This window comes from Streptomyces sp. NPDC031474, from assembly GCF_055581185.1.
In genome coordinates, this window is the sequence record NZ_JBVIJX010000036.1 from 19,333 (window position 1) to 34,767 (window position 15,435).

General features: G+C 69.1%; 15 protein-coding genes. 3 read left to right on the forward strand and 12 right to left on the reverse strand.

Annotated elements, in window-relative coordinates:
• Positions 1–7: 7 nt before the first annotated feature.
• From ACZ5SK_RS44725 to ACZ5SK_RS44750, 6 genes are all read right to left on the reverse strand, one after another.
• A complete protein-coding gene (locus ACZ5SK_RS44725) occupies positions 8–511 on the reverse strand; it encodes a flavin reductase family protein (RefSeq protein WP_069758046.1) in 504 nt (167 codons plus the stop codon).
• Between the two features lie 184 nt (positions 512–695).
• Positions 696–1,325, reverse strand: a complete 630-nt coding sequence (locus ACZ5SK_RS44730; RefSeq protein ID WP_457495864.1) for an MBL fold metallo-hydrolase — start codon at positions 1,323–1,325, stop codon at positions 696–698.
• Positions 1,326–2,408, reverse strand: a complete 1,083-nt coding sequence (locus tag ACZ5SK_RS44735) for an S-(hydroxymethyl)mycothiol dehydrogenase (RefSeq protein WP_334583476.1) — start codon at positions 2,406–2,408, stop codon at positions 1,326–1,328.
• Between the two features lie 63 nt (positions 2,409–2,471).
• A complete protein-coding gene (locus tag ACZ5SK_RS44740; protein ID WP_334583477.1) occupies positions 2,472–3,653 on the reverse strand; it encodes an NAD(P)/FAD-dependent oxidoreductase in 1,182 nt (393 codons plus the stop codon).
• On the reverse strand, positions 3,650–3,988 hold the full coding sequence (locus ACZ5SK_RS44745; protein WP_334583478.1) for a bifunctional 3-phenylpropionate/cinnamic acid dioxygenase ferredoxin subunit: 339 nt from the start codon (positions 3,986–3,988) through the stop codon (positions 3,650–3,652). Before ACZ5SK_RS44745 ends, ACZ5SK_RS44740 begins: the two co-directional genes overlap by 4 nt.
• Positions 3,985–5,178, reverse strand: a complete 1,194-nt coding sequence (locus tag ACZ5SK_RS44750; protein WP_468577810.1) for a cytochrome P450 — start codon at positions 5,176–5,178, stop codon at positions 3,985–3,987. The genes ACZ5SK_RS44745 and ACZ5SK_RS44750 overlap by 4 nt, the downstream gene beginning before the upstream one ends.
• Before the next feature lie 148 nt (positions 5,179–5,326).
• Between ACZ5SK_RS44750 and ACZ5SK_RS44755 the strand changes: the two genes are divergently transcribed.
• Entirely contained in the window at positions 5,327–6,256 is a 930-nt protein-coding gene (locus tag ACZ5SK_RS44755) for a LysR family transcriptional regulator (RefSeq protein ID WP_361709879.1), read from the forward strand.
• A gap of 335 nt (positions 6,257–6,591) precedes the next feature.
• Positions 6,592–7,578, forward strand: coding sequence for an ornithine cyclodeaminase family protein (locus ACZ5SK_RS44760; RefSeq protein WP_334583481.1), 987 nt, complete (start codon positions 6,592–6,594; stop codon positions 7,576–7,578).
• Positions 7,579–7,669: 91 nt separating this feature from the next.
• Here ACZ5SK_RS44760 and ACZ5SK_RS44765 read toward each other — a convergent pair whose 3' ends face one another.
• Positions 7,670–8,689, reverse strand: a complete 1,020-nt coding sequence (locus ACZ5SK_RS44765) for a dihydrodipicolinate synthase family protein (RefSeq protein ID WP_334583482.1) — start codon at positions 8,687–8,689, stop codon at positions 7,670–7,672.
• A 43-nt stretch (positions 8,690–8,732) separates the two neighbouring features.
• The gene (locus ACZ5SK_RS44770) at positions 8,733–10,217 is read right to left on the reverse strand and encodes an NAD-dependent succinate-semialdehyde dehydrogenase (RefSeq protein WP_457495866.1); all 1,485 of its coding nucleotides are present in this window, start codon (positions 10,215–10,217) and stop codon (positions 8,733–8,735) included.
• A gap of 121 nt (positions 10,218–10,338) precedes the next feature.
• Here ACZ5SK_RS44770 and ACZ5SK_RS44775 point away from each other — a divergent pair, with 121 nt between their 5' ends.
• Positions 10,339–10,878, forward strand: a complete 540-nt coding sequence (locus ACZ5SK_RS44775) for a MarR family winged helix-turn-helix transcriptional regulator (protein WP_361709872.1) — start codon at positions 10,339–10,341, stop codon at positions 10,876–10,878.
• A gap of 6 nt (positions 10,879–10,884) precedes the next feature.
• Here the strand turns inward: ACZ5SK_RS44775 and ACZ5SK_RS44780 are convergent, their stop codons facing one another.
• From ACZ5SK_RS44780 to ACZ5SK_RS44795, 4 genes are read right to left on the reverse strand one after another with little or no spacing between them, the layout of a single operon-like run.
• Complete coding sequence (locus tag ACZ5SK_RS44780; protein ID WP_468577813.1) at positions 10,885–11,838, reverse strand: fumarylacetoacetate hydrolase family protein; 954 nt, start codon at positions 11,836–11,838, stop codon at positions 10,885–10,887.
• 7 nt (positions 11,839–11,845) lie between these two features.
• Positions 11,846–13,789, reverse strand: coding sequence for an acetoacetate--CoA ligase (locus tag ACZ5SK_RS44785; protein ID WP_361709866.1), 1,944 nt, complete (start codon positions 13,787–13,789; stop codon positions 11,846–11,848).
• The gene (locus tag ACZ5SK_RS44790; protein WP_334583487.1) at positions 13,786–14,364 is read right to left on the reverse strand and encodes a cupin domain-containing protein; all 579 of its coding nucleotides are present in this window, start codon (positions 14,362–14,364) and stop codon (positions 13,786–13,788) included. The genes ACZ5SK_RS44785 and ACZ5SK_RS44790 overlap by 4 nt, the downstream gene beginning before the upstream one ends.
• 17 nt (positions 14,365–14,381) lie before the next feature.
• The gene (locus ACZ5SK_RS44795) at positions 14,382–15,401 is read right to left on the reverse strand and encodes a fumarylacetoacetate hydrolase family protein (protein WP_334583488.1); all 1,020 of its coding nucleotides are present in this window, start codon (positions 15,399–15,401) and stop codon (positions 14,382–14,384) included.
• Positions 15,402–15,435 lie beyond the last annotated feature (34 nt).

Consider the following 15,435-nt stretch of genomic DNA (forward strand, 5'->3'; position numbering starts at 1 on the left):
GGCGGGTTCAGATGAGGTGTTCGATGCCGTCGGTGGACTCGGCCGCGGTGCCGAAGCGGCTCCAGGCGTAGGTGAGGGCGTCGCCGTCGCGGTGGCCGAGGTCGGTGACGCGGCCGACGAGGAGGGTGTGGTCTCCGCCGTCGTACGCCTGCCATGGCTCGCACTCCACCCATGCCAGCGGGTTCGTGAGGCGGGGCACCCGAGCCGCGGTCGCCCAGCGGGGCTCGGTGGCGCCCTGCGCCCCGGCGAACAGCCGGGCCAGCGGCTCCTGTTCGGCGCCGAGGATGTTGACACAGAAGGAACTGTCGATCAGCTGGTCGTGGCAGCGGGCGCGTCGGGCGACGCTGACGAGCACCAGCGCGGGGTCGGCGGAGACGGAGGTGAAGGAGTTCATGGTCGCGCCCCGGGGACCGTCCTCGCCCGCGTACGTCACGACGGTGACGCCGGTGGCGAACCGGGACATGCAGGCGCGCAGGGCGCCAGGGCTGGGAGGGGCGAGGGCTCGGGACATGAGGAGGACTCCTTGAGTCGATCGTCGGCTGTGCCCTCTGGCAAAGGGCCGAAAAGGGGGCGGCGCCGGCCCAGCAGGGCTGGGGACGAAGCGGGCAAGATCCTGATCAAAGCATGTAATCAAAGCTTTGATTATTTGGACGGTACCTGTGCCGACCGCTCCTGGGAAGACCGGAGCGGAGAATTCAGTGCCCGCGGACGATCCACTCCTCCAGATGCGGAGCCTCGGCCCCGATGGTCGTGGTCGCTCCGTGCCCGGTGAGTACCCGGGTGTCCGGCGGCAGGGGCAGGAGTTCGCTGCGGATGGAACGGATGATGGTGGGGAAGTCCGAGAACGACCGCCCGGTGGCCCCCGGGCCGCCGGCGAAGAGCGTGTCGCCGGTGAAGACAGTGCCGAGGTCCGGCGCGTACAGACAGATGGCCCCTGGGGTGTGGCCGGGCGTGTGCAGCACGATGAGTTCCGTGCCGGCGACTGTGAGGCGACGCCGGTCGGAAAGGTAACCGTCCGGGGATGTGTCCGGGTGGACGTTCCGCCACAGGATGCGGTCGTCCAGGTGGAGAAGGATCGGTGCACCGGTGCGGGCGGCGAGCGCCGGGGCGGCGTTGATGTGGTCGTTGTGGGCATGCGTGCACACGATCGCGGTCAGCCGACGCTCGCCGACGGCTGCGGCGATCGCGTCCGTGTCGTGGGAGGCGTCGATGACAAGGGCCTCCTCGTCGTTCCCGACGATCCAGACGTTGTTGTCCACGTCCCACGTACCGCCGTCGAGGGTGAACTCCCCGGTGGTGACGACGTGTTCGACTCGTGCGGCCACTCAGAACACCACCACGGACCGCAGCACCTCACCTGAGTGCATCTTCTCGAAGGCCTTCTCCACCTCGTCGAGGGCGATCGTCTCGGTGACGAAGGCGTCCAGGTCCAGTCGCCCTTGCCGGTACAGGTCGACCAGCATCGGAAAGTCCCTCGAGGGCAGGCAGTCGCCGTACCAGGAGGACTTCAGCGCGCCACCGCGGCCGAAGACGTCCAGCAGCGGCAGCTCCAGCTTCATGTCCGGCGTCGGGACCCCCACCAGTACGACGGTTCCGGCCAGGTCACGGGCGTGGAAGGCCTGCTTGTACGTCTCCGGACGGCCGACGGCATCGATCACCACGTCCGCTCCGTGCCCGCCGGTGAGTTCGCGGATCGCCGTCACGGGGTCGGTGTCGCGGGAGTTGACAGTGTGTGTGGCGCCGAAGGTCTCGGCCAGGGCCAGCTTCCGGTCGTCGATGTCCACCGCGATGATCCTGGCCGCTCCGGCGAGGCGGGCACCGGCGATCGCCGCGTCGCCGACGCCGCCGCAGCCGATCACCGCGACGCTCTGTCCCCTGCTGACGGGTGCGGTGTTGAGCGCGGCTCCCAGCCCGGCCATGAGCCCGCAGCCGAGGAGGCCGGCCGCTTCGGGCCGGACCTGGGGGACTTTCGTGCACTGGCCGGCGGCCACGAGGGTCTTCTCCGCGAAGGCCCCGATACCGAGGGCGGGCGCCAGCTCCGTGCCGTCCTTCAGCGTCATCTTCTGCCGTGCGTTGTGCGTGTCGAAGCAGTACCAGGGCTGGCCGCGCCGACAGGCACGGCACCGCCCGCACACCGCTCGCCAGTTGAGGATGACGAAATCACCGGGGACGACGTCGGTGACGTCTTCACCGACCGCTTCGACGACTCCCGCGGCCTCGTGGCCGAGCAGGTAGGGGAAGTCGTCCCCGATGGCGCCCTCCCGGTAGTGCAGGTCGGTGTGGCACACCCCGCAGGCCTGCACCCGCACCAGGGCCTCGCCCGGCCCGGGGTCGGGCACCAGGATGGTCTCCACCGAGACAGGGGCGCCTTTGCTGCGGGCCACGACAGCGCGGACTTCATGAGACATGTCTGTGTTCCTCTGGAAGGGTTCCTCTGGAAAGTTGAGTGGGTCGGCGACGCGTCGACCGGGCTACCGGACGCTCCAGGCGCTGCGGAGATCCCGGCGCAGCCGTCCGAACTCCCTTGGGCTGTCGACCGCGAGGACGCCGGAGATCTCGCCGTCGCGCCGGTACACGGCTGCGAAGCTGTCGTCGAACGAGCCCGAGACGAGTTCGAGCACGTCGTCGACGCCGGGTCGGCCGGCGATCTGGAGGTGGACGCCGTACTGGTCCGACCACACATAGGGCAGCGGGTCGTGGACCGGTTGTGCCGTGGGGTCCTGCCCTCGCAACGTGGCCAGCAGCGATCCGGCCGCGATAAGCGGCATGTCCCGCGCGTTGGTCCAGTGCTCGATGCGCAGCCGCCCCCCGCGGCAGCGGTACGCGGCCACGTCGCCCGCCGCGACGACCCCGGGCACGGTGGTCCGGCACCGCTCGTCCGTGAGGACGCCGTTGTCGCAGGCGACACCGGAACCCGTCAGCCACTCGGTGTTGGGCACGGCTCCCACGCCGACGACCACCACGTCCGCGGGAAGGATGCGGCCGTCGGACAACTCCACCGCTCGCACCGCGTCCTCGCCGACGAGGCCCGTCACACCCACGCCGGTCACCAGAGCGACCCCGTGGTCCGTGTGCAGGCGACCCAGGATGCCGGCGGCGTCGGCCCCCAACTGACGTAGCAGTGGCGTCTGTTCGTACTCGACGATGGTCACCTCGTGTCCGAGGGCACGCGCCGAGGAGGCGACCTCCGCGCCGATGAACCCGCCTCCCACCACGACGACCCGGGCGGGACGGGACAGGTCCTCGCGCAATCGGTGTGCGTCGTCGAGCGTGCGGAGGGTGTGCACCCCGCGCAGCCGCGGCATTCCGGGGAGTGTGCGAGCGCGGGCTCCCGTCGCGATGACCACACCGTCCGCGTGCAGGCTTCGCCCGTCGGCGAGGGTGAGCGCCCGTGAGGCCGGATCGAGGGCGGTGGCGCGGGTACCGAGCAGCCATTCGGCGTCGAGCACGGCACGCAGGTCTTCGTCCGTCAGCGCGATGTCCTGGCTCTCGCACTTGCCCAGCAGCACCTGCTTGGACAACGGAGGCCGGTCATAGGGCTGCGCGGCCTCCTCGCCGACCAGCACGAGACGCCCGTCGTAGCCCTCGGTGCGCAGGGCCTCGGCGGCTCTGACACCGGCCAGTCCGGTGCCGACGACGGCGATCGTGGTCATCGCGCGGTCTCCGTGGCCGGCGCCAACGACGCTGCGTCGACGCACACCATGTCGTCGACGATCTGCACGACGTGGGTACGGATGGGCCGCCGCGCGGGCGGGCAGTCGGGCTTGCCGGTGCGCAGGTCGAAACGTGACTCGTGCAGCGGGCATTCGATCTCATGGCCGTCGAGCCAGCCGTCGGACAGCGAGGCGGTCTCGTGGGAGCAGGTGTCGTCGATACAGAAGACACGTTCGCCGACCTTGACGAGTGCCAGGGGAACCGGCACGTCGGGCCTGGCGATCCGGGTGACCACACCGGGGGTGAGGTCGGCGATCGGACAGAGCGGGATCACTGTGCCGCTCCGTTCACGCCCTGGGCGTCGTGACGCATGAGGACCGATTCCGGTCCGCGGAACATCCAGCCGACGAGGTTCGGAGTGCTGGTGACGCGCAGCCCGGTGAGCGAGTTGAACAGTGCGGGCACCGCGGTGCGGAGCTGCTCCCGTGCCAGATAGGTGCCGAGGCAGTAGTGCGCGCCGAGCGAGAAGGCGAGGTGGTCCGAGAGTTCGGGACGGTCGATGTCGAAGGCGTCGGGGGCGGCGAACTTCCGGTCGTCCCGATTGGCCGACGCGGCGAGCGCGAGCAGCTTGTCCCCGGCTCGCAGGGTCACGTCCCCCACCGTGTGGTCGACGGCGAGCTGACGCGGAAAGGCTCCGACGGGGGTGAGCCAGCGCATCGTCTCCTCGATGGCCGCGTCGAGGGCCCCGGAATCGGCCAGTACGCGGTCGCGCAGCTGAGGCTGTTCACACAGCTGCCAGACCAGGGTGGCCAGCGCATGCCAGGGCTCGTTGAAGCCGCCGGAGATCATCAGACGCACCTGAGTGGCGATCTCCTCGGTCGTCAGCGGTTCGGCGAGTTCGGCGTGCACCATCGCGGAGATCACGGTGTGGTCCGGTACGGCCGTCACGCGGGCGACGGCCTCGCGGACCAGCTCCCCCACCTCGGTCCTGGCGCGTCCGGCCCGTTCCCAGACCTCGGGGTCGTCGTCGTGGTTGGCCAGGCCCGCGATGAAGGCACGCGACCACTCGACCACCTGCTCGGTGGTCACGTCGGGGAGCCCCGCCGTCCGCATCAGTGCCTGGGCGGCGAACGGCGCCGCGAAGTCCGTCACCAGGTCGAACTCGGGCTTCTCGGCCAACCGCCCGGCGAGTTCGGTGGCGTGCGCGGTGAGCCCCGCCGACCACTGCTGACGTACGTTGCGACGCTTCAGCGGGCCGTCCACCGCCGAGCGCAGCCTGCGGTGGGCGTCGCCGTCGGTTCGGATCATGACCAGACCCATGGTGCGTTCGGCGAGGGAGTTCTCCTGGTGCGCGGTGAAGATCTCGGGGTGCTCGTCGACGAAGACGACGTCCTCGTAGCGGCTGACGAGCCACATGCCGAGCCCGTCCGACCAGGCCCAGGGCTCGTCGTCCCTGAGTTCGCGGTAGACGGGATACGGGTCGGCGTAGAGGTCCTTGCTGGTGAGATTGCGTGCGATGGACATGGCGGCTCCTCACGTGTCGGCGACATCCGGACAGGGGATGTCGGCCGCATCGGGCTGCAACGACTGTGCGGTACGGCGCCTGAGCACGGAATACTCTGGAATCCAGCAATGCGCCGACAACAACCACAGGAATCCTGAGGTATGGACCATGACGCTCTCACTGCGCCAGCTCCGGTTCTTCGTGGCGGCGGCCGAGGCCGGAACCATCGCGGGCGCCGCGGCACGCGAGCACATCTCCCAGTCGACGATCGCCCTGGCCGTCAGCGAGCTCGAGCGCACCCTCGGCGTCCAGCTGTTCCTGCGCCGCCAGGCCAAAGGGCTGACGATCACTCAGGCCGGCCTGGCCGTGCTCGCCGACGCGCGCCCGCTGCTCGCCCACGCGGACGAACTGGTCTCCAGTGCACGCAACCTGGGCGGGGAGCTCTCCGGGAACCTGACGGTCGGCTGCTACACGACCCTGGCCCCGTTCCTGATGCCCGGCGTCCTGGAGGGTTTCGCCACCGAGCATCCGACGGTGCGGCTGAGCTTCACGGAGGGCACTCAGGTGGAGCTGCAGGAGAAACTTCTCGACGGCAGCTGCGAGATGGCCCTGCTGTACGACCTCGACCTGCAGCCGGGCATCCAGCAGGAGACGCTGTACATCACCCGGCCGCATCTGCTCCTGCCCCGCGCGCACCCCCTGGCCGGACAGGCGCCGGTGAGCCTGCACGACCTCGCGGACGAGCCGATGGTCATGCTCGACAACCCGCCGAGCCTGCACTACTTCACGGAGCTGCTCGCCTCACTCGGCATACGGCCGGTGATCCGGCACACGACGAGCAGCTTCGAGACGGTGCGGTCCCTGGTGGCCCGGGGCCTCGGCTACTCACTTCTGATCCAGCGGCCCGCCTCCGGAATCAGCCACGAAGGCGTACCGCTGGCCGAATGCGCGATCCGGGAGGAGGTGCCGGACATGCCCGTGCTGCTCGCCTGGCCCGCCCGCGCCAACCTCACCAGACGAGCCAAAGCGTTCGCCGACTTCTGCCGCCGGGCCCTTGAGGACGGACCGGTACGGCCGGCGGTCGGGGATCGCACGTGATCCGCTTCGGGGAAATCTCGGCGTAGCCAGTCGTTCTCGCGAAAGGGTTGGAGGCGCGCACGGGATTGCGGACAGTGCGGCCGCCACTTAAAGTAAGCACGAATCGAAACGATACGTACCGCATCGAACGGAGTAGGCCGGTCGACCGGCTCGTGCGCCGCCGGATCCCCCGCGATCTGCACGTCCCTGCTGTCAACGAGCCCTTTGGCGCCAGGAGTTGGCGTGCCCCAGCATCTCTCGGCTCACACACGCCGCGATCTTCGTAGTCGGCGCATTCCGGCCTGTCGCGCACCCCCCTCCTCCGGTCGACCGGCTCACCCGCAAGGAGCTTCCCCATGGCCGTGTATCTCACCGACGACGACGTCCGTTCCCTGCTCGACTGGGAGTCCGCGCTGAAGGCTCTGCACGAGGCCTACGCCGCTCCGGTCTCCGAAGCGCACTTCCCCCCGCGGACGATGGCCAGGGGCGAGGAGGAGTGGATGCGCACCCTCAGCGGGATACTCCCGAGCAGCGGTGTGATGGGAGCCAAGCTCATCGCCGTGTCGAACGGCAAGCGCAGGGGCGCCTACCTCGTGGCGCTGTTCGACCTCGAGACCACGGAGCTCGTCGCCCTGCTGGACGGCCGGTCGATCACGGGCTTCCGTACCGCGGCGACCTCGGCCCTCGCCGTCCGGTTCCTGGCACCGCAAAGGCCACTCTCGGTCGCCGTCATCGGCTCGGGGTTCGAGGCTACGAATCATCTTCGGGCCCTGGCCTCGACGCGGGAGCTCACCACCGTACGGGTCTACAGCCCGAGCCCGGCGAGCCGAGCCCGGTTCGCCGGGTCGTTCACCGACCTGGCGGCCGAGGTGGTTCCCGCCGAGGCGCCCGAGGACGCGGTCGACGGCGTGGATCTGGTGCTGTGCGCCGCCCGGTCCCGGGACGAGACGCCCACCGTTCGCGGCACCTGGCTCAAACCGGGTACGACCGTCGTGTCCATCGGGTCGACGCTGCCCGAGCAGCGTGAACTCGACCCTGTCGCCATCGACCGCGCGGATGTCGTGGTGTGCGACCTTGTCGACGAAGTCGCCCACGAGACCGGCGACTTCATCGCCGCACGGGCCGAGGGCCTGGAGTTCACCGACAAGCTCGTATCTCTCGCCGACGTGGTGTCCGGTCGCGCACCGGGCCGGACCGGAACCGATGACATCGTGCTCTACAAGTCGGTCGGGTCCGCTCTGCAGGATCTGACGGTGGCGGCTCTGTGCGCGCGTCTCGCGGGCGAACGGGGCGCTGGTGTGTCTCTGGACGCCCGTATCAGCCGTGCCTTCCAGGAACACTGAACGGCCATCAGCCGCTTGAGTCGGACAACTACGGCCCCGGGGGCGGCAGCTCTGCGGCTGCCGCCCCCGGGGCCGGTCCGGGGTCGTGTTGTCAGGCCGGGTGGCGTCCGGTGAAGAACTCACGGATGGGATCCATGCTCGGCTCCAGGCCGGCGTCCACGAGTCCCTTGCGCAGGGCGGCCATCTGGCTGTCCTGGAGGCGCATCGTCGGCTGGCGGAGCGGTCCGCCGTTGTATCCCTGCAGCCAGCCCTGGAACTTCCACGCCTGGCGGTTGAGGACCGACCCACCGTGCAGGGTCCCGAACAGTGCGGCCTTGGTCTTGCGGGCGGGATGCAGCTGCCAGTAGATCGCCGTCGCCTCGTCATGCTTCCCGTCGCGCAGCAGTTCCATGACGCGCGGGATCATCGGGCCGAAGTACTCGTGGTCGCTGGTCGCCGACAACTGAATGGGCATCACCTGCGACAGAGGGATCAGATCGCCCTCGATCGGCACCGATATGACCACCTCGTCGCCGAAGAGCCGATTGCACTCGACGGCGCTCTGGATGTTGGGGTATCCGCCTTCGGCCTTGATGACCGCGATGTTGGGGATGTCGTCGATCAGACGGCGGATCAGCCGGGTCGGGAGATCGGAGGGGTGGATGCGAGTGCCGAAGTTCCAGATGGTCATCGGGAACAGGATGATCCCGAGGTTCGTGGCCTCGCAGACCGCCTTGGTGTAGTCGTAGATCTCCTGCTCGGACTCCGGGTAGAAGTTGGGCGGGTAGGCCAGCAGCACCAGGTCCGCTCCCGCCGCTTCGGCACCACGGACCGCTTCGAGGTTCTGCTCGAGGTCGTTCCAGCTCGCGTGGTGGACGACGTAGAAGTCGTCGCCGGCCTCGTCCTTGGAGATGCGGAGGAACTCCAGGTACTCGTCGAGGGTGATGCTGATCTCGGAGACACCGAGGGTGCCGATGAAGCCATGCTCCTTGGCGAGGCGGATGTCGTGGCGGACGGCTTGCTCGTTGACGGCCCGCAGGTCGCCGGTGAACGAGGGGATGGTGCAGTTGACCGCGCCGACAAGCTTCTCGCGGGCCCAGTCACGTGCCTCGGCACGGGTGTATGCGGACATGGCTGTCCCTTTCGTTCGTCGTGTGCGTTGAGTCCGTGGAGGTCTACCGGGCACCCGCGCCTTCCCAGGAGAGGTACTTCATCTCCAGGTACTCGTCGATGCCGTGGACCGAGCCCTCACGCCCGAGGCCCGACTGCTTGATGCCGCCGAAGGGTGCGACCTCGTTGGAGATCAGCCCCGAGTTGATGCCGACCATGCCCGCCTCGATCGCGGCGGAGACCCGCCAGATCCGCTCGGCGTCGCGGCTGTAGACGTAGGCCGCGAGCCCGTACTCGGTGTCATTGGCCATGCGAATCGCGTCCGCCTCGTCGACGAACCGGATGAGCGGGGTGACCGGACCGAACGTCTCCTCCCGCGTGATCTTCATACCGGGGGCCACGTCGGCGAGCACGGTCGGCTGGAAGAAGAACCCGCCACGTTCGTGGCTCGATCCGCCGCACAGGACGCGTGCGCCGTGGCCGGTGGCATCGGTGATGTGTTCCTGGACCTTGTCGACGGCGGCGGCATCGATGAGCGGCCCCTGCTCCGCGCCGGGTTCGAAACCGTCGCCGACAGTCAACTCGCTGACCCGCCCCGCGAGTTCCTCGGCGAAGCGGTCGTAGATGCCGGACTGGACGTAGACCCGGTTCGCGCTGATGCACGCCTGGCCGGTGTTGCGGTACTTGCTCGCGAGGACGCCCTCGACAGCCGTCTCGAGGTCGGCGTCGTCGAAGACCAGGACCGGCGCGTTGCCCCCGAGCTCCATCGAGACCTTCTTGACCGTCTGCGCGCACTCGGTGAGCAGGACGCGTCCCACCTCGGTCGAACCGGTGAAACTCACCTTGCGCACCGCCGGGTTGCCGGTCAGCTCGGGACCGATCTCACGGGCCTTGCCCAGGACGACGTTGAGGACGCCCGCCGGGACGCCGGCGCGTTCGGCGAGCTCAGCGAGCGCGAGCGCGGTCAGCGGTGTCTGGGCGGCCGGCTTGACGACCATCGTGCATCCGGCGGCGAGGGCCGGCGCGGCCTTGCGCGTGATCATGGCCGCCGGGAAGTTCCAGGGCGTGATGGCGACGCACACGCCGACCGGCTCCTTGAGCACGAGGACGCGGCGTGACGGGTCGGGGGCCGGGAAGATGTCGCCGCGCACGCGCTTGGCTTCCTCGGCGAACCACTCGATGAACGAGGCCGCGTACGCCACCTCGCCACGTGCTTCCGCGAGGGGCTTGCCCTCCTCCAGGGTGATCAGGCGAGCGAGATCCTCCGCATGTTCCGTCACGAGCTCGAACCAACGGCGCAGGACCTGGGCCCGCTGCTTGCCGGACCGGGCGCGCCAGTCCGGGAGCGCGCGGCCGGCCGCCGTGATCGCGTCGGCCACCTGGGCCCGGCTCATGGACGGCAGATCCGCGATCGTCGCGCCCGTGGAAGGGTTGTCGACGGAGAACCGCCCGGACTCCCCGTGACTGACCCAGCGTCCGTCGACGTAGGCCGACTCCTGGAAGAGCGACTTCTCGCTGAGGACTTCTGCGGGTGCGGTCTTGGTACTCATAAGGCCTTCTTCTGGTCCCTGGGACATTCGATATGTTTCGGAAAACGGGGGCGGTACTCGGCAGAGTCCGACCGTGAAGGCGGGCCGGAGGATGAGCGGCCGTCCGGCCTACACTCCTGATGTGGACCACGAGCACCCGGACAACGAGGACCTGCACTTCTGGTCGTTCATCGATCATGCGATCAGCCGCGCGAGCCGTGAGCTTCCGGGCGTCGATCCGCTGGCGATGCGGTTGGTGCTCACCCTCCACCGGGCCGCGAACATGCTGGTCTACGACCTGGAATCAACCGTCCACCGGCCCCGCGGATGGTCGTGGCCCGGCTTCCGCGTGCTGTTCGCGATCTGGCTGTCGAGCCCCGTCGAGGCGAAGAAGGTCGCGGAGCTGTCCGGCATGAGTCGCGCGGCCGTGTCGGCGCTGGTGAACACCCTGGAGCGGGACGGTCTGGTCACCAAGGCGCGTGCCCCGCACGACGGACGCGCGGTCAACCTCAGCCTCACCGAAAGTGGTCTGCACGCGATCACCACGGCTTTCCAGGCGCACAACGAACGTGAACGGGAGTGGGCGGGCTCGCTCAGCTCGGACGAGCAGCGGACGCTGATCGCACTGCTGGAGAAGCTGACCACCCACTCGCTCCACTCCGAGGTCAAGCAACGGACGTGACGGCTGCTACCTGCAGAGGTTCCGCTGCGCGCCGAGTCCGGTGATCTCGCTCTCCATCACGTCCCCCGCCCGCAGGAACCGGCCGTAGTGCGAGCCGTTGCCCTGCGGAGAACCAGTGATGATCATGTCTCCCGGCTGCAGCGTCACCCGGTGCGAGATGTATGAGATGAGGGCCGCGATCCCGAAGATCATGTCGTTGGTGTTGCCCTTCTGCATGACCTTGCCGTTGAGCCGGAGCGTGATGTCCAGGTCCTGCGGGTCGGGCACGAAGCGCGCCGGCACGAGGTAGGGGCCCGTGGGGTAGAACGTGGGCTGGTTCTTCGCCCGCATCCAGTCGGTGCCCATCATCGGGATCTCCGGGCGGGGCACCAGGCTGCGCGTCGTCAGGTCGTTGCAGATGGTGTACCCGGCGACGTGGTCCAGTGCCTCGTCACGGCTCACCTCGCGCGTCTCGCGCCCGATGATCACGCCCAGCTCGAGTTCCCAGTCGTGGTTCTCACCGAGGGAGGGCAGGATCACGTCGTCGTACGGGCCGCTGATCGCGGACGGGACGCCCACCCACACGTACGGCTCGCCGTGGGCGGCACGCTCGTCCATCTCCCGGGCGGCCTGCTCGCGCAGCTCCTCCTCGGTGGCGTCCGCCTTCCCCAGGCGGTGCGCCACCGTGATCTGGATGACGTGCTCGCGGTAGTTGGCTCCGGCGCCGAAGATCTGGCCCGGTGGCTGGACCGGAGCGAGCACTGTGAGCTCCCCGACCGGCCGCCCTTCGCCCTCGGGTGCGTCGGCCAGGGACTGGAGCGCGTCCAGCGATGCGTCCCAGTCGGCCAGCAGGACCGATGTGGTCGTGGCGGCGGGCAGGACGGTCCGGGTGTCGTACACCCTGTCGTTCACGACGATGCCGGGGAACGGACCGGACTGACCGTCGGCGAACGTTCCCAGCGAGAAGGGGGTCTGGCTCATGGTTTCCTCATGCTTTCCGGCGGGTGTGGGCGAACTCCGCGTACTCCTGGAGCAGTGCGCTGTCGTCCACCGCGCCCAGGTCCACGACGTCGTTCAGGGAAGCTCCCTGCAGCAGGCGTTTGACCGGCACCTCGATCTTCTTTCCGGTGCGGGTGTGCGGGATCCCGCGCATGGGCACGACCTCGTCGGGCACGTGCCGCGGTGAGAGCTCCTCCCGGATCACCTGGTTGATGCGCTGCGCCACCGCTTCGAAGTCGGCGTTCTCCTGGAGGGCGACGAACAGCGGCATGTAGTAGGCGTCCTCGCCCAGTTCGGCGCCCACGACGAGGGCTTCGCGCACCTCGGGCAGCGCCTCGACGACCCGGTAGATGTCCGCGGGCCCCATGCGCACGCCCTGCCGGTTCAGGGTGGAGTCCGAGCGGCCGTGGATCACACTGCTGCCGTCGGGCTCGAACTCGATGAAGTCTCCGTGCCGCCAGGCTCCGTCATACACGGAGAAGTAGCTCTGCCGATAGCGCCGGCCGTCGGAGTCGTTCCAGAAGCGGAGCGGCATCGAGGGCATCGGCTGCGTGATCACCAGCTCGCCCCGCTTGCCGACCACGGGCTCGCCGTCCTCGTCCCACGCTTCGACGGAAACGCCCAGGGCGGGCGCCTGGATGCGGCCCACGCGGACGGGCAGCGTGGGGGCTCCGCCGACGAAGATCGAACACACGTCGGTGCCGCCGCTCATGGACGTCAGCCACACGCTGCCGAGCCGGTCGTAGACCCAGCGGAAACCGTCGGTGGAGAGCGGGGATCCGGTCACCTGCACCGTCCGCAGCGCCCCGGTTCCAGGGGCGAGGCCGGCCTTCAGGCAGGCGTGCAGGTATCCGGCGCTGACACCGAGCGTGTCGACGTCGTGTTCGTCCGCGACGCGGAAGACGCGCCCCAGGTCGGGGCGGACCGGATTCCCGTCCAGCAGAACGATCGTGGCTCCGACCGCGAGCCCGGAGACCAGCATGTTCCACACCACCCAGCTGGTGCTGGCGACGGTGAGATAGCGGTCACCGGCCCGTAGGTCCGAGTGCAGTCGCAGGACCTTGAGGTGTTCCAGGAGGACGCCTCCGTGGCCGTGCACGATGCCCTTCGGTGCCCCGGTGGTACCGGATGAGAACAGCACCCACAGCGGGTGGTCGAAGGGCAGCTCGTCGAACTCCGGCTCGGCTCCTCCTGCGGCGACCGTGCCCCAGAGCGACACGGGGCGGTCCGCCGTGGGCAGGCTTCCGGGGTGGAGGTGATCCACCCAGAGCACGTGCTCCACCGACGGCAGCCGGTCGAGCAGGGCGCTCATCTCGTCCGTGCGTTCGTGCGTCCGTCCGCCGTAGTGGTAGCCGTCCGTGAGCAGCAGCACCTTGGGCTCCAGCTGGGCGAACCGGGAGGTCACCCCGTCCGCGCCGAACTCCGGGGAGCAGACCGACCAGACAGCCCCCACCGCCGCGCAGGCGAGGAGCCCCACGACCGCCTCCGCGCGGTTGGGCAGGACGGCGGCCACCCGGTCGCCGTGGGCCACACCCATCCGGCGCAGCGCGGCGGAGACAGCGGCGACCTGGCTGCGGAGTTCGGCTCGCGAGAGCGTGTGGGACGTGCCGTCGTCGTCCACGACGACGAGCGCCTCGCCCGGGCAGCGGCGCAGCACATGCTCGGCGTAGTTCACGGTACGGCCGGGAAACCACGTACCTCCGGGCATCTCCCGCGGAGCCACCGGACCGGTCGGGGTACCGCCGAGTCGTACGTCCTCGAACGCGGCGACGGACTCCCAGAACCGGCCCAGGTCTCGCGTCGACCAGCGCCAGAGATCAAGGTAGTCGGCACCGCCGTCGTAGTCCTTCAGCCCACGGCGGTAGCGAGCCAGTTCGCTGCCGTCCTGCCGGGCGCTGCTGGGCATCCACAGAATGTCCTGCGCGGTGCTCATGAGACAGCGGTGTCGACGGGCAGGGCACCGATGAGGACGAAGGCCACGCGACAGGTCGTGTCACCGCGGTTGGACCAGGAGTGGCTGGTGCCTCGCTGGATGATCACGTCACCGGCCCTGGCGAGGGTCTCTCCCTCGTCCGTCAGCAGCCATATCTCACCCTCGAGGACAAGGGCGTAGTCCAGGCTGTCGGTGCGGTGGAACCAGAAGTGGCGGCCGCCGACGGTGTGTTGGGCGGCGTCGCGGGCGTGTTCGCCGTCGATGTCGTCGAAGAGGGAGTCGGCGGCGGCTTCGGTGTAGGCGCTGTCGGGCGGGAAGCTCGCGATCCGGAAGACCGTTCCTCCGGGCTTGGGGTGCATCGGCACCTGAACGTCGGCGGAGGCCGCGTCCTGGTTGCCGTCGTTGCTGACATCGCCCGGTTCGGTCTGCCAGGGGACGATCGCGCCGAACCCCTTGACGGAGTCGGACACGAAGACGTTGGGGGCCGGGCCGTCGCTGATGACGGTGGAGCGGCCGTCGGCGGTGTGGCCGGTGACGATGCGCCGTACCGGCTTGACGGCGTGCGGGTTGCTCATCTTTGTCGGTCCCGTCGTCAGTTCGCCGGCGTACCGAAGGGGTACGGGCGGGGCTCGGGCCACCAGGGGGCCTTGTCCGGCTCGGCGCTCAGTCGGTTGCGCAGGACACCGACGCCTTCCAGTTCGAGCTCGATGACGTCTCCGAGCGACAGCCGCCGGTCGATCTCCAGGCCGGAGCCGTTGGGCAGGGTGCCGGAGCCGATCAGGTCGCCGGGCTGAAGCCTGTCGTTGATGGAGACGTACGCGAGCATTTCTTCCGGCGTGTAGATCATTCCCTCGGCAGTGGTCTCACTCCAGACCTCACCGTTGACGCGGACGACGCCCTTGAGCCCGTCGGTGGAGGGCAGTTCGTCGACGGTCGTGATCCAGGGACCGATGCCGTACGCGTAGTCCTTGCACTTCTGCGGACCCATACTCATGGCCATCTCGTAGCCCTGGATGTCGCGCGCGCTGAAGTCGTTGAAGATCGTGACGCCGAACAGGTGGGCGCGGGCGCCGTCGGGGGTCAGGTTGCTGCCCGCGGCTCCGACGATGAGGCCCATCTCCAGTTCGTAGTCGACGTATTCGGAGTAGCTCGGGTAGGGGATCTCCTCGTCGTGGCCGTAGACCACTCCGGTGGATCCCTTGAAGTAGCCGGGCGTCTTGAACAGCTGGGGGTTGGGCAGTCCGCCGCCCACCCTCTCGTGGAACCCCTTCATGTGCGCCGGGAAGGTCAGTCCGTCACGGATGACCGGCGGGTCGACGGCCGCCACCCAGGACAGGCCCTCGATGGGCAGGGAGGCGTCGTCGGCGGCCCCGTCCACGGCCCGGTGGGCGGCGTCGAGGAAGGCCGGCCCGGCGGCGATGGCGGCGGCCATGCTCGACGGGAAGTGGGCCGCGGCCAGCCGGCGGGCCGCGTCCGGCGTCGCGCCCTCGGCCTGCCTGCCCAGGGCGTAGGCCCTGGCCAGGTCGATGACCCTGCCCTCGTCGGGCCGCGCGGCGACGAGCCTGATCTGGTTGCCGTCGGGAGAAGGTACTGAGATCCGACCGAGCTTCATGTGTACAACTCCTTCATCTATTCGAAACGTTTCG